General features: G+C 70.3%; 13 protein-coding genes. 10 read left to right on the top strand and 3 right to left on the bottom strand.

What is annotated here, in order from left to right; genetic code table 11:
- The first annotated feature begins 302 nt into the window (after positions 1–302).
- The 5 genes from FBZ83_RS29755 to kduD all read left to right on the top strand — a co-directional run bounded on the left by FBZ83_RS29755 (position 303) and on the right by kduD (position 4,483).
- Entirely contained in the window at positions 303–674 is a 372-nt protein-coding gene (locus tag FBZ83_RS29755; RefSeq protein ID WP_145690451.1) for a hypothetical protein, read from the top strand.
- Between the two features lie 195 nt (positions 675–869).
- Positions 870–1,904, top strand: a complete 1,035-nt coding sequence (gene kdgT, locus FBZ83_RS29760) for a 2-keto-3-deoxygluconate transporter (protein WP_145690453.1) — start codon at positions 870–872, stop codon at positions 1,902–1,904.
- 137 nt (positions 1,905–2,041) lie between these two features.
- Positions 2,042–2,794, top strand: coding sequence for a GntR family transcriptional regulator (locus tag FBZ83_RS29765; protein WP_145690455.1), 753 nt, complete (start codon positions 2,042–2,044; stop codon positions 2,792–2,794).
- Positions 2,795–2,850: 56 nt separating this feature from the next.
- The gene (gene kduI, locus FBZ83_RS29770; protein ID WP_114862031.1) at positions 2,851–3,687 is read left to right on the top strand and encodes a 5-dehydro-4-deoxy-D-glucuronate isomerase; all 837 of its coding nucleotides are present in this window, start codon (positions 2,851–2,853) and stop codon (positions 3,685–3,687) included.
- A gap of 31 nt (positions 3,688–3,718) precedes the next feature.
- A complete protein-coding gene (gene kduD, locus FBZ83_RS29775; protein ID WP_145690457.1) occupies positions 3,719–4,483 on the top strand; it encodes a 2-dehydro-3-deoxy-D-gluconate 5-dehydrogenase KduD in 765 nt (254 codons plus the stop codon).
- A gap of 115 nt (positions 4,484–4,598) precedes the next feature.
- Here kduD and FBZ83_RS29780 read toward each other — a convergent pair whose 3' ends face one another.
- Positions 4,599–5,483, bottom strand: coding sequence for a lipid kinase (locus FBZ83_RS29780; RefSeq protein ID WP_145690458.1), 885 nt, complete (start codon positions 5,481–5,483; stop codon positions 4,599–4,601).
- A complete protein-coding gene (locus FBZ83_RS29785; RefSeq protein WP_145690460.1) occupies positions 5,480–6,157 on the bottom strand; it encodes an HAD family hydrolase in 678 nt (225 codons plus the stop codon). Before FBZ83_RS29785 ends, FBZ83_RS29780 begins: the two co-directional genes overlap by 4 nt.
- Positions 6,158–6,361: 204 nt before the next feature.
- On the opposite strand from FBZ83_RS29785, the gene FBZ83_RS29790 reads away from it, so the two are divergent.
- The 3 genes from FBZ83_RS29790 (at position 6,362) to FBZ83_RS29800 (ending at position 9,864) form a co-directional block, all read left to right on the top strand.
- Positions 6,362–7,480, top strand: a complete 1,119-nt coding sequence (locus FBZ83_RS29790; protein ID WP_145690462.1) for an AI-2E family transporter — start codon at positions 6,362–6,364, stop codon at positions 7,478–7,480.
- A gap of 314 nt (positions 7,481–7,794) precedes the next feature.
- Complete coding sequence (locus FBZ83_RS29795) at positions 7,795–8,418, top strand: DUF2076 domain-containing protein (protein ID WP_247888538.1); 624 nt, start codon at positions 7,795–7,797, stop codon at positions 8,416–8,418.
- Between the two features lie 387 nt (positions 8,419–8,805).
- Positions 8,806–9,864: a Glu/Leu/Phe/Val dehydrogenase dimerization domain-containing protein gene (locus FBZ83_RS29800; RefSeq protein WP_145690466.1), complete on the top strand. Its 1,059-nt coding sequence runs from the start codon at positions 8,806–8,808 to the stop codon at positions 9,862–9,864.
- Positions 9,865–9,874: 10 nt separating this feature from the next.
- Here the strand turns inward: FBZ83_RS29800 and FBZ83_RS29805 are convergent, their stop codons facing one another.
- Positions 9,875–10,540, bottom strand: coding sequence for a MarC family protein (locus tag FBZ83_RS29805; RefSeq protein WP_145690468.1), 666 nt, complete (start codon positions 10,538–10,540; stop codon positions 9,875–9,877).
- 236 nt (positions 10,541–10,776) lie between these two features.
- On the opposite strand from FBZ83_RS29805, the gene FBZ83_RS29810 reads away from it, so the two are divergent.
- Both FBZ83_RS29810 and FBZ83_RS29815 read left to right on the top strand, forming a co-directional pair.
- Positions 10,777–11,781, top strand: coding sequence for an alpha/beta hydrolase family protein (locus FBZ83_RS29810; protein WP_247888539.1), 1,005 nt, complete (start codon positions 10,777–10,779; stop codon positions 11,779–11,781).
- Positions 11,750–12,526 carry a class I SAM-dependent methyltransferase gene (locus FBZ83_RS29815; RefSeq protein ID WP_282186919.1) on the top strand — a complete coding sequence of 259 codons (777 nt, stop codon included), beginning with the start codon at positions 11,750–11,752 and terminating at the stop codon, positions 12,524–12,526. The genes FBZ83_RS29810 and FBZ83_RS29815 overlap by 32 nt, the downstream gene beginning before the upstream one ends.
- Positions 12,527–12,596: the final 70 nt, after the last annotated feature.

Below are 12,596 nucleotides of genomic sequence, written 5' to 3' on the forward strand. Positions count from 1 at the left end.
ATCGACGGCAACTTCGTCCGCATCATGACCTGGTACGACAACGAGTGGGGCTTCTCCAACCGCATGAGCGACACCGCCGTCGCCATGGCCAACGCGAAGTAACGTGACGGTTCCGGTTTTGCCCCCACCCCGGCCCTCCCCCGCTGACGCGGGAGAGGGTGCCTTCCGCGAAGCGGCGGCAGTCCCCTCCCCTGCGTTAGCGGGGGAGGGTTAGGGTGGGGGCAATGCGGCTCCCACCCCAAAAACTAAAATACCAGTTTTCAAAACCCATTTTTGAAAACGCCCTTTCAAGGAGCCGCGGCATGCCCCGGACCTCCGACCCGCCGACCGCGCGCATCGCCGCCCTGGAGCGCGACGCCGACGCCCTGCGGCGGGCCTTCCTGACCACGCCGGTCTTCGCCCTGGACGACCACGGCCTGCACGCGCGCTTCGAGGACTTCGGCCGCACCGCCCTCGCCCTCTTCCGGGAAACCGCCCGATCGGCCGGTGGCGAACAGGCCGCCCAACGCATCGAGGCCGCCTACCACCGCGTCCATGAAGCGCTGCAAGCCGTTGCCATGCTTGCGCTTTCCGACACGGAGGCGGGCTTCCCGGTGCACGGGAACGGCACCGCCGAACCACCGCCGCAGGACCTGCGACAGAGTGTCATCCGACGGGGTACGCAGTTCTCCTGACTTGCCTCGCAGCGCTGATATACTAGTATCCACTCTATCGGCGGCGCGATCCACGGACAGGCCCGACGGCCACCGGACCGGCGCCGCTCCCGCAGGGGATGCGCGGCACGCTCCCCCTCCATGCGCCGCAACCGGCAGCCACCACCCCGGACTTTCCATCGACGGCCCAGTCGGACCGCCCCAGGAGTACCGACTATGAACATCAAATCCCGGATCGACCGCATTCCCGGCGGCATGATGATCCTGCCCCTGTTCCTTGGCGCCTGCCTGAACACCTTCGCGCCGAACACGGGCAAGTTCTTCGGGTCCTTCACCAACGGCCTGATCACCGGAACCCTGCCGATCCTGTCCGTCTGGTTCTTCTGCATCGGCGCCAGCATCAGCCTGAAGGCCACCCCGCTGGTCCTGCGCAAGAGCGGCGTGCTCGTCACCGTCAAGATCCTCACCGCCGCCACCATGGGCATCGTCGCCTCCTGGTTCATCCCGCACGAGGGCGTCAGTTCGGGCTTCTTCACCGGCCTGTCGGTGCTGGCGATCATCGCCGCCATGAACGACACCAACGGCGGCATGTACATGGCGCTGATGCAGCAGTACGGCACCAAGGAGGAGTCCGGCGCCTTCTGCCTGATGTGCCTGGAATCCGGCCCCTTCATGACGATGGCGACGCTGGGTCTGGCCGGTCTGGCCGCCTTCCCCTGGCAGACCATGGTCGGCGCGCTGCTGCCCTTCCTGGTCGGCTTCGCACTCGGCAACCTCGACCAGGACTTCCGCAAGTTCTTCGGCCAGGCCGTGCCGGTGATGGTGCCCTTCTTCGCCTTCGCGCTCGGCAACAACCTGAACTTCGCGGTCATCCTGAACACCGGCCTGCTCGGCATCGTCCTCGGCCTCTCGGTCATTGCCATCACCGGCTTCACGCTGGTCGTCGCCGACATCCTGCTCGCCAAGGGCAACGGCACCGCCGGCATCGGCGCCGCCTCCACCGCCGGCGCGGCCGTGACCGTCCCGCCGATCATCGCCTCCATCGAGCCGAGCTTCGCGCCGAGCGCCCCGGCCGCCACCGCCCTGGTCGCCACCAGCGTCGTCGTCACCTCGCTGCTCACCCCGATCCTCACCGCCTGGTGGGCGCGCCGGTTCGGCGTCCTCTCCCCGCGCTATCTCGCCGCCCAGAAGGCCGCCCAGGAGAACACCCAAGCGCAGCCCCTGCCGGTCCAGCCCGCCCCCGCCGAGTGACGGCGCCCGGCTGAGCGCCGCCCCACCCCGGACGAAAGCCGGAGATTGCGGACCCCGTGATTTCCGGCTTGCGCCGCGGCACTGATATACTAATATGCTCCCTTAGGACCGGCCGAGCCGGCGCAACAGGTGCAGCCATGGACATGCCGACCACCCCGACGCCCGACGCCAGCAACGACCGCCCCGCCACCCAGCGGAGCGCCGTGAAGCCCTCCCGCGGGCCGGCGCGCGGCGCCTCCACCATGGCGGCGATCCACCGGTCGCTGCGCGCCGAGATCGTGGAGATGCGCCGCAATCCGGGCGAACCCATCGTCGAGAAGCACATCGCCGAAGCCTTCGGCGTCAGCCGCACCCCGGTGCGCGAGGCGCTGCAGCGATTGGCCGACGAGGGGCTGATCGAGATCTTCCCGCAGGTCGGTACTTTCGTCGCCCGCATCCCGGTCAACGCCCTGCCCGAGGCCATCGTCATCCGCACCTCGCTGGAGGGCACCGCCGTCCGCTACGCGGCGCAGCGCGCCACCGGCAGCCAGATCGCCGGCCTGCGCGCCAACCTGCTGCTCCAGCAGGAGACGGTGGAGGACGGCGACCTCAACGCCTTCCACGAGGCCGACGAGCGGTTCCACGCCCTGATCGCCGAGATCGCCGGCTATCCCGGCCTGTGGAGCATGGCCCAGCAGGTGAAGGTGCAGGTCGACCGCTACCGCCGCCTGACCCTGCCGGAGCCGGGGCGCCTGACCAACGTGCTGGCCGAGCACGCGGCGATCGTGGACGCCATCGCCGACGCCGACCCAACGCTGGCCGCCGACCGCATGGCCGTCCACCTCGACGGCCTGCTGACCTCGATCCCCCAGGCCCAGGGGGCGAACCCGTTCTTCTTCACTGGTCCCTGATCTGGCCCCTGAATTGGCCCCCACCGGCCCTGAAAAACACACACGAGGATACCGCCATGAAGATCACCGTCCGCCACGCGTCACACCAGGATGACGTCCGCAACTACGACACCACCAAGCTGCGCGACCATTTCCTCGTCCCGTCCATCTTCGAGGCGGACGACATCGTCCTGACCTACAGCCACATCGACCGCTTCGTGGTCGGCGGCGCCATGCCGGTGTCCGGCCCGCTGAAGCTGGAATCGGCCAAGGCCATCGGCTCGGCCAACTTCCTCGACCGGCGCGAGCTGGGTGCGGTCAACGTCGGCGGTCCGGGGCGCATCACGGTGGACGGCGCGGTGTTCGAGCTGGCCCCGCGCGACTGCCTCTACATCACCATGGGCAGCCTGGATGTCCGTTTCGAGAGCCTGGACCCGGCCAACCCGGCGAAGTTCTACCTGAACAGCGCCCCGGCCCACGCCCGCTTCGAGACGATGAAGATCTCCATCGCGCAGGCCAAGGCCGTGCACATGGGCGACCCGGCCCAGTCGAACGAGCGCACCATCTACCAGATGATCCACCCGGACGTCTGCCGCACCGCGCAGCTCGTGCTCGGCATGACCGTGCTGAAGCCGAACAACATGTGGAACACGATGCCGTGCCACACGCACGACCGCCGCTGCGAGGTCTATTTCTACTTCGACCTGCCGGAGCCGGCCCGCGTCTTCCACTTCATGGGCGAGCCCACCGAGACGCGCCACGTCGTCGTCGCCAACGAACAGGCGGTGATCTCGCCGAGCTGGTCGATCCATTCCGGCGTCGGCACGCGCAACTACACCTTCATCTGGGCCATGGCCGGCGACAACCAGGACTTCACCGACATGGACTTCATCCCCATGGAAGACCTGCGCTGATCCCCGGACGCCAAGAATAAGGAGCAGGACAATGGCTCAGGCACATCCCTTCGATCTCTCCGGCAAGGTCGCGCTGGTGACCGGTGCCCACACCGGCATCGGCCAGGGCATCGCCCTGGCGCTGGCCCAGGCCGGCGCCGACATCGCCGCCGTCGATGTCATCCCCCTCGACGAGACCAAGAGCCTCGTCGAGGCCACGGGCCGCCGCTTCCACGCCATGACCGCCGACCTGACCAGCATTGCCCCGGTGCAGGGTCTGGTTGAGGAAGCGGTGGGCACGCTCGGCGGGCTTGACATCCTCGTCAACAACGCCGGCATGATCCGCCGCGCCGACGCTGTGGACTTCACCGAGGCCGACTGGGACCTCGTGATGAACATCAACATCAAGACGGTCTTCTTCCTCTGCCAGGCCTTCGGCCGCTACGCCATCAGCCAGGGCCGCAAGGGCAAGATCATCAACATCGCCTCCATGCTGTCCTTCCAGGGCGGCATCCGCGTGCCCTCCTACACCGCCTCCAAGAGCGGCGTGGCCGGCATCACCCGCCTGCTCGCCAACGAATGGGCGGGCAAGGGCATCAACGTGAACGCCATCGCGCCGGGCTACGTCGCGACCAACAACACGGCGGCGATCCGCGCCGACGAGCAGCGCAGCGCGGAGATCCTCGGCCGCATCCCGGCGGGCCGCTGGAGCGTTCCCGCCGACATGGGCGGCCCGGCGGTGTTCCTGGCCTCCGACGCGTCGGACTACATCCACGGCACGATCCTGCCGGTGGACGGCGGCTGGCTGGCTCGCTGACCCACTGGCCCGCTGACCCGCTGAGGCGAGGATTGCCGGTTCGGTGACGACGGCCGGGCGTCCGCAAGGGCGCCCGGCTTTTCTTTGCGGTCTTCCGAGAACGGTCCCCCTCGCCTCACCGCGGCGGCGCGATCACCGCGACGGCGCCCGGCCGCACGCGGAAGCGCGCCGGGGTGTGGGTGGTGATGTCGCCGTCGGTGTTGACCGGGCGGCGGTGGCGGGTGGTGATCTCCACCTCCTGCCCGTACCAGGCGTGGACGTTCTTCCAGTGGCCGTGCCGCCCGCGGCGGAAGTCCGGGTACAGCAGGGGCCACTCCCACCAGCCGCGCAGATCGATGCTGTAGACGTCGAGTTGCCCGTCGTCGGGGGCGGCGTTTTCCTGCACGGTCATGCCGCCGCCGTAATGGCGCCCGTTCCCGACGCCGATCTGCACCGATTTGACGCGGTGCCGCTCCCCGTTGATGCGGATCTCGGCGCGGAAGGGCGCCATGCGCCGCGCCACGCGGAAGGCCGCCACGGCGTAGCCGAACACGCCCCAGCGCCGTTTCATTTCGCGCGTCAGTTCGCGGGCCAACTCGACGCTGAGCCCGATGCTGGCGACGTTGAAGAAGGCCACGCCGTTGACCTCGCCAAGGTCGATCCGGCGCACCGGGCCGCTGACCGCCAGCTTCGCCGCCTCCCGCACATCCAGCGGGATGCCCAGCGTGCGCGCCAGATCGTTGGCCGTGCCCATCGGCAGGATGGCCAGTGGCAGGCCGGTGTCGGCCAGCGCCGGGGCGGCGGCGTTCAGCGTGCCGTCGCCGCCCCCGATGACGACCATGTCCACCGAGTCGGCGTGGTCGCGGATCGCCCCGGCGATGTCCTCCCGCTCGCGGCACTCGGCGCGGATCAGGGTGACGCCCGCCTTCGCGGCCTCCTCCCGGATGTCGTCGAGCGCGCGCTGCCCCTGGCGGGCCTTCCCGTTGACGATCAGCAGCGCGCGGCGCCGTTCGGCGCTCAGCGGCGGCCTCCCACCTCGTCCAGATGCTCCAGCAGGCTGGCCGGGTCCTCATAGACGCGGAAGGCGCCGGCCCGCTCCAGCTCGTCCTGCCCGTAGCCGCCGGACAGCAGCCCGATGCTGAGCGCGCGGGCGCGCCGCGCGGCCAGGATGTCCCACACGCTGTCGCCAACCACGATGGCCGTTTCGATGGGCACACCAAGCCGCTCCGCCGCGGCCAGGAACAGGTCGGGGTCGGGCTTGGCGTATTTCACCTGATCGCGCGTCACCACGGGCACCCGGTCCGGGTCGACGCCCAGAGCCTCCAGCCCGGAGCGCGCCGTCTCGATCCGCCCGCTGGTCGCGATGGCCCAGGGGATGCCCGCCGCCGTCAGGTGGGACAGCAGCTCCTGCGCGCCGGGCAGCGGACGGACGCGCCCGGCCAGCCCGCGGAACGCCTCGGCGTGGCGGCGGCGCAGCCGCTCCAGAAGCTCAGGGCTGATGGCGAGCCCGGTCTCGCGCAGCAGCATGTTGGCGAACAGGCCGCCGCTCATGCCGATCTTGCGGTGGATGCGCCAGACCGACAGCTCGATCCCTTCATGGTCCAGCGCCTCCTGCCAGGCCAGAACGTGCTGGTAGACGCTGTCGATCAGCGTGCCGTCGAGGTCGAACAGGAAAGCCGTGTTGATGCGGTCCATGGCGTGAGTCCCCAAGGCTGAATCCCGCTCCGGCGGAGCCGGCCCCAGTGAGTTGGTGGCAGCCCCGCTGCGCCGCAACGTCCCCCCGGTGGCAATTCTGCGCTCCCGCCGGGACCAGGGCGTTGCGGAACTTCGCGGCCGGTTTCGCGTCAAGCTCATGCTGCCCGACCGGCAGCACGGCGCAACGGCGGGGAGCGGACGGTCTTGGCACAGCGGGAGGACGCGGACGGGAATCGGCGCTGGTCCATCGACCGGATGACGCTTGGCCTTTGGCTGCTCGGCCTGCTGGCCGCCGTCGCCGTCCTATGGGTCGTGAGCGCCGCGTCACCCGTCCTCATTCCGCTGGCCGGAGCCTTTTTCGTGGCGGTCGCCGTGGCGCCGGTCGGGCGCTGGGTGCGCAACCGGGTGCCGCCGCGGCTGGCCCTGCTCGGCCCGCTCGCCGCCATGCTGACGGTGCTGCTGGTGCTGGCCGTCTTCGCCGGGGGCCTGTGGTTCATCGGCCAGCGCGTGGCCGGCGAGGTGCCGCGCCACGCCGAGGAGTTGCAACGCCTGTGGGGGCAGGCGAACGGCTGGATCGAGGGATTGCGCGAGCAGTTCCTCGGCGATCCGGGTGACGGCTCCGACGCTGGAGGAGGCGGGGCGGAGGCGCTGTCCGGCCTCGTCGCGGCGGTGCTGACAGCGGCGCGGGAGGCCGTCTCGACGGTCGTCATCGTGCTGTTCCTCGCCCTGCTGATGCTGGTCGAGGCGCCGGTCTGGCGCGAGAAGATCGTCAAGACGCTGGGGCCGGAGCGCTGCGCCACCACCGTCACCGCGGTCATCGCCATCGCCCAGCAGTTCCGCCGCTTCCTGCTGGTCAGCACGACGCTGGGGCTGATCACCGGGGCGCTCTACATCGGCTGGCTGTCGCTGTTCGGGATCGACTTTCTGTTTCTGTGGGGCTTCCTGGCCTTCCTGCTGAACTACATCCCGGTGATCGGGTCGGTGACGGCGGGAGCGCTGCCGGTGCTGATGGCGCTGGCCCAGAGCGGATCGACCACCGCCCTGATGGTCGCGGGCGGGCTGCTGGTGATCGAGCAGGTGATGGGCAACTTCATCGGCCCAAGGCTGGAGGGCAAGCAGCTCGCCATCTCGCCCCTGGTGATCGTCAGTTCGCTGCTGCTGTGGAGCTGGCTGTGGGGGGCCGCCGGGACCGTGCTGGCCGTGCCGATGACCGTCCTGATCGCCATCGCGCTCAGCCACATCGACGCGCTGCGCCCCTTCGCCTTCGTGCTCAGCGACAAAAGCGATCGCCGCCGCTTCGAAGCGCGCACCCGGCCCGAGTAACGCAGCGCTGTTTTTGCGTAATTTTTCTGGCGCCCCCCTCTCTTGACAGGGTTCCCGGCCCTCCCCACGTCTCCGGGACCTGTGATCCGGGCCCCTCTGGCGACTTAGACGTGGTCGCGATGTCGGATCTCTTCACCTGCTCTTGCGCCGACGGGCGTGACCGCACTTGGAGGGACTGAATGCTCCCATGGACCCGCGATCCCCAGACCTCTCCCACACCCTCCACACCTGTCCGGCCCCCTCCGGACGCCGTCGCCCACCCAATGGACGACGCGCCGGGGCATAGCCGGACCCTCCCTCAAACCACCGAGAGCATGAGCACCGCCATGGACCAGACCGAACGCCAGATCATTGACGACCTCTTCGCCAAGCTGCGTCAGGCCGAGGCCCAGTCCGGCCCGCGCGACCCGCAGGCCGAAGCCCACATCCGCGACACCATCGCCCGCCAGCCGGGCGCGCCCTACCTGATGGCCCAGGCCATCGTCATGCTGGAGCAGGCGCTGGCCGCCTCGCAGAACCAGAACCAGGAGCTGGAGCGCCAGCTTCAGGAGCGTCCGGCCGCGGCGGCCGGCGGCGGCGGCATCTTCGGCGGCCTGTTCGGTGGCGGCGCCGCCAAGCCCGCCCCCGCCCCGCAGCAGCGCCCCGGCGGCTCGCCCTGGGGTCAGGCGCCCGGCGCCGCCCCGGCCTACGGCGACCCGCGCGTCGCCGCCTACGCCCAGCAGCCGCAGCGCGCCGGCGGCGGCTTCATGGCCGGCGCCATGCAGACCGCCATGGGCGTGGCCGGCGGCATGCTGATCGGCAGCGCGCTGTCCAGCGCCTTCTCCGGCGGCGGCGAGGCCATCGCCCAGGAAGCCCAGGGCGCCGTCGATCAGGTGGCCGAGGAGATCCCCAGCGAAGACGATTCGTGGGGCGGCTTCGGCGGGGACGAGGAATTCTGATCCCCGCGGGGACCGGCCGGGCGGCCTCCTCCCACCGCCCGGCCGGTCCCCGGCCATCCTTCCCCTCTTGAGAGCGGACCGGAAATGATCGTTCGCGGTCCCGTCCGCGACACTTTCCCGATACCGGACCGATCCGGCGCTCATCTCCTTGCTTTTTGCAGAGCGGCCAACCATCCGTCTTGCCAGCAATTTCACGCACATCTAGTTTCCTTCAAGAGAACGCCCCATCGCTCCCCCGCCCGATCAAGACAGGGTGAAGCACAGGGCAAGGAAAAGCGGACACGCCGAACCATCGCACGGCGCGCGGAACCCTGCTGCGCGCAACGCCCGAGCTTTGCGCGCCGGTGATTTCCGCTTTTTCAAAAAGAAAAAGATCAGGAGGAAACCGTGCCGCTGTTCGATCATCCCGATTTCGACGACCATGAGCAGGTGGTCTTCTGCTCCGACGCCGCGTCCGGCCTGCGCGCCATCGTCGCCATCCACGACACCGCGCTCGGCCCGGCGCTGGGCGGCTGCCGCATGTGGCCTTACGCCAGCGACGAGGAGGCCCTGCGCGACGCGCTGCGCCTGTCGCGCGGCATGACCTACAAGTCGGCCCTGGCCGGCTTGCCTCTGGGCGGCGGCAAGTCGGTCATCATCGGCAACCCGCGCACCGACAAGAGCGAGGCGCTGCTGCGCGCCATGGGGCGCCACGTCGAACGGCTGGGCGGACGCTACATCGTCGCCGAGGATTCCGGCACCGGGGTGCCTGACATCAAGACCATGGCGCTGGAGACCGCCCATGTCTCCGGTGTGGTCGAGAAGGCGACGGCAAGCGGCGGCACGCGCAGCGGCGACCCTTCCCCCTCCACCGCATACGGCGTCTTCGTCGGGCTCCGCGCGGCGGTGCAACACCGCCTGCACCGCACCGACCTGGAGGGGCTGACCGTCGCCATCCAGGGCGTGGGCAGCGTCGGCGGGCATCTCGCCCGCTATCTGGCCGAGGCCGGGGCGCGGCTGTGGGTCGCCGACATCGACGAGGCGCAGGCCCGCCGCGTGGCCGACCGCGTCGGCGCCACGCCGGTCTCCGCCGACGCCGTCTTCGATCTGGAAGTGGACGTCTTCGCCCCCTGCGCGCTGGGCGCCGTCCTCAACGACACCACGATTCCGCGGCTGACCTGCCCGGTCGTCGCCGGGGCGGCCAACAACCAGCTCGCCGAGGCCCGGCATGGGCAGGCGCTGGCCGACCGCGGCATCCTCTACGCCCCCGATTACGTCATCAACGCCGGCGGGGTGATCGACGTCTATTACGAGCGCGCCGGATACGACCACACCCGCGTGATGGGCCACATCGAGCGGATCGCCGACACGCTGACGGAAATCTTCGCGCGCGCCGACATGGAGCTCAAGCCGACCGCCGCCGTCGCCGACCGCATGGCCCGCCAGCGCGTGGGCCGCAGGCGCTGATCCGGGCTGGTCAGCGCCCCGAGGCCAGCACGGGGAAGGCGTCCAGAATGCCGGTCAGCAGGATCTGGACGCCGACGCAGAACAGCAGGAAGGCGAACAGCCGAGTCAGCACGCGGGCGCGCGTGTGGCCGAGCAGCGCCACCAGCCGGTCGGCGGAGCGGTAGGACAGCCAGATCAGCAGCGCGATGGCCAGCGCCGCCGCCGACACCCCGATGAAGAATTCGGTGAGCCCCTCGCTGCCCCGGGGGCGGGTGGCGCCCAGCGCGATGGCGACGGAGATGGTGCCGGGGCCGGTGGTGAAGGGGATGGTCAGGGGGAAGAAGGCCGACTCCCCGACATCGGATTCCGCCGCCTCTTCCGCCGGGGCGGCCTGCTCCTGCTTGCGGGCCTCGTGCGCTTCCGGCGCGCTCAGCAGCGCCCAGGCGCGCTCCGCCACCACGAAGCCGCCGGCGATCCGCAGCGCCGCCAGGGAGATGCCGAAGAAGTTCAGCACGTAGGACCCCGCCCACAAGGCGGTCAGCATGACGATGGCCGAATAGACCGCGACCAGCGTGGCAAGCTGCGCCCGTTCCTTCGGGCTGCGCTCCGCCGTCACCTGGCTGAAGATCAGCGCCATGGCGATGGGGTTGACGATCGAGAACAGCGCCGTGAAGGCGAGAAGGAAGCTGTCGAGCATGGGACGGGCCGACCTGTGCCTTGGCGGTTGGCGGGGCGCACCGCCGTGGTACAGGCCGGCCCGTTTCTTGGCAAGGCGCCATGATTTGCAGACCTCATTGTTCAGGCACGAAACACCGTGCTTGCCGTTCGACCGGCAAGACGGCCACACTCCCCCCAACGGGGAAGGCTTCGTGACGTGATGCCGGAGGGGTTGCGATGGGTCCGCGGACACGGCGGTGGGTTCTGGCTCTTGTGATGACCGGGCTGCTTCCGGCGGCCCTGCCCGCGCGGGCGGAGACGCCGGCCCAGTTCCGGGCGGCGGTGTCGCAGATCGGATACGCCGATCCGGGCACGGGCAAGACGGTGCCGATCCTTCTGCTCTACCCGACGCGCGACCACGTCCAGCCGATCCGCCGGGGCCCCTATCATTTGAACGTCGCCCCGGAGGGTGGGCCGGCGCTGGATTCCGTGCCGCTGGTGATGATGACCCAGGGACCGGCGCGCAACGGGCTGGCGATGGTCAGCGTCGCCCTGTTCCTGGCGCGCCGCGGAATGATGACCGCCATCGTGACCCATCTCGGCGGCCTGGAACCGGACGCGGACCCCAGGGCCGGAAAGGGCGATCGGGTCGGCACCGTGCCGCTGTGGCCGGAATTGCCGTTGCAGCTCCGCGCCGCGCTGGACGCCGTGCTGGACTCCTCGCCCATGGGCTTCCGGGTGGACCGCCAGCGCATCGGCGTGCTCGGCTACGCGGCCGGCGGCCATGCGGCGCTGGCGGCGGCGGGCGGGGTCGCCGATCCGGGCCGTCTTGCCCCGATCTGCGCCGCCCATCCGGACGACCGGACCCTCTGCCCGGCGGGCGCCAAGACCACCGCCGCCGCCGCGCCGAAGCGGCTGGAGGCCGCCACCGATCCGCGCATCCGCGCGCTGCTGCTGATGGACCCGATCGGCGCCCTGTTCGCGGACGGCGCGCTGTCCCGCGTCACCGTCCCGGTCCGGCTCTACGAGGCGGAGAAGGGCGACGAGAGCGGCGCCCTCCAGGTGGCGCGGGTGCGCGGCCTGCTGCCCCGCCCGCCGGAATACGACCTCGTTCCCGGCGCCGGCCACTACGCCTTCCTGACGCCGGTCCCGGCCAGCGCCGCCGCCCGCTTCGGCGCGACGGTGCAGGACCCGCCGGGCTTCGATCGCGCCGGCTTCCACGCGCGGCTGAACGACGAGGTTCTCGACTATTTCCGGCGGACGCTCAACGCCGCCCCCTGACCCGCCGGGGCCGGAACGCCGCCCAACACCTGCCAACCATCAAGAAAAACGGAAACGCACCATGACGACGATGACCCTGAAGGAAGCCCTGGCCGAGATTCTGGACCCGCGGGACCGGACCGTGGTGGATGTCGGCTGCGGCGACGGGGCGCTGACCCGCCATTTCGCGGGGCTCGGCGCCCGGGCCATCGGCATCGAGATCAGCGAGTGCCAGCTCGCCCGCGCCCGCAAGGCGGAACCGGTGGCCGGCGCCGACTACCGCGTCGGCAAGGGGGAGGCATTGCCCCTGGAGGACGCGTCGGTGGACGCCATCGTCTACTCCAACAGCTTCCACCATTTGCCGCTGGCGGTGATGGCCGACGCGATGGCCGAGGCGGCGCGGGTTCTGAAGCCCGGCGGCACGCTGGTGGTGGTCGAGCCGATCGCCGAGGGCGCCTATTTCGAGGTCATCCTGCCCATCGAGGACGAGACGGAGGTGCGGGCCGCCGCCTACGACACGCTGAAGCACCCGCCGCTGCCGTTGCAGGCGGTGGACGAGACGGTCTACGGCACGGTGGTGCGCTACCGCGACGCCGATCATTACCTGACCCACGTCACCGCCGTGGACCCGGCGCGGCGCGAACGCCTGCCCCCGGTGGAGGCCGAGGTCCGCCGCCGCTTCGCCGCCAGCGGGCGGATCGACGCGGAGGGCATGACCGCCTTCGACCAGCCGATGCGGCGCATGGTCTTCAAGAGGCTGCCGTAAGCACGGACCGCTTGGCGGCGACACGGCGGCGTGCCAGCATGAGCGCCGCCGTTTGGTCACAGGCGCGCCA

Origin of the sequence: Azospirillum brasilense, assembly GCF_007827815.1 — a bacterium.
Lineage (GTDB): Bacteria > Pseudomonadota > Alphaproteobacteria > Azospirillales > Azospirillaceae > Azospirillum > Azospirillum brasilense_C.

Bases quoted from the DNA above. Each gene is read 5' to 3' on its own strand.
- FBZ83_RS29755 (WP_145690451.1), top strand. From the start codon at position 303: ATGCCCCGGACCTCCGACCCGCCGACCGCGCGCATCGCCGCCCTGGAG.
- kdgT (WP_145690453.1), top strand. From the start codon at position 870: ATGAACATCAAATCCCGGATCGACCGCATTCCCGGCGGCATGATGATC.
- FBZ83_RS29765 (WP_145690455.1), top strand. From the start codon at position 2,042: ATGGACATGCCGACCACCCCGACGCCCGACGCCAGCAACGACCGCCCC.
- kduI (WP_114862031.1), top strand. From the start codon at position 2,851: ATGAAGATCACCGTCCGCCACGCGTCACACCAGGATGACGTCCGCAAC.
- kduD (WP_145690457.1), top strand. From the start codon at position 3,719: ATGGCTCAGGCACATCCCTTCGATCTCTCCGGCAAGGTCGCGCTGGTG.
- FBZ83_RS29785 (WP_145690460.1), bottom strand. From the start codon at position 6,157: ATGGACCGCATCAACACGGCTTTCCTGTTCGACCTCGACGGCACGCTG.
- FBZ83_RS29795 (WP_247888538.1), top strand. From the start codon at position 7,795: ATGAGCACCGCCATGGACCAGACCGAACGCCAGATCATTGACGACCTC.
- FBZ83_RS29805 (WP_145690468.1), bottom strand. From the start codon at position 10,540: ATGCTCGACAGCTTCCTTCTCGCCTTCACGGCGCTGTTCTCGATCGTC.
- FBZ83_RS29810 (WP_247888539.1), top strand. From the start codon at position 10,777: ATGACCGGGCTGCTTCCGGCGGCCCTGCCCGCGCGGGCGGAGACGCCG.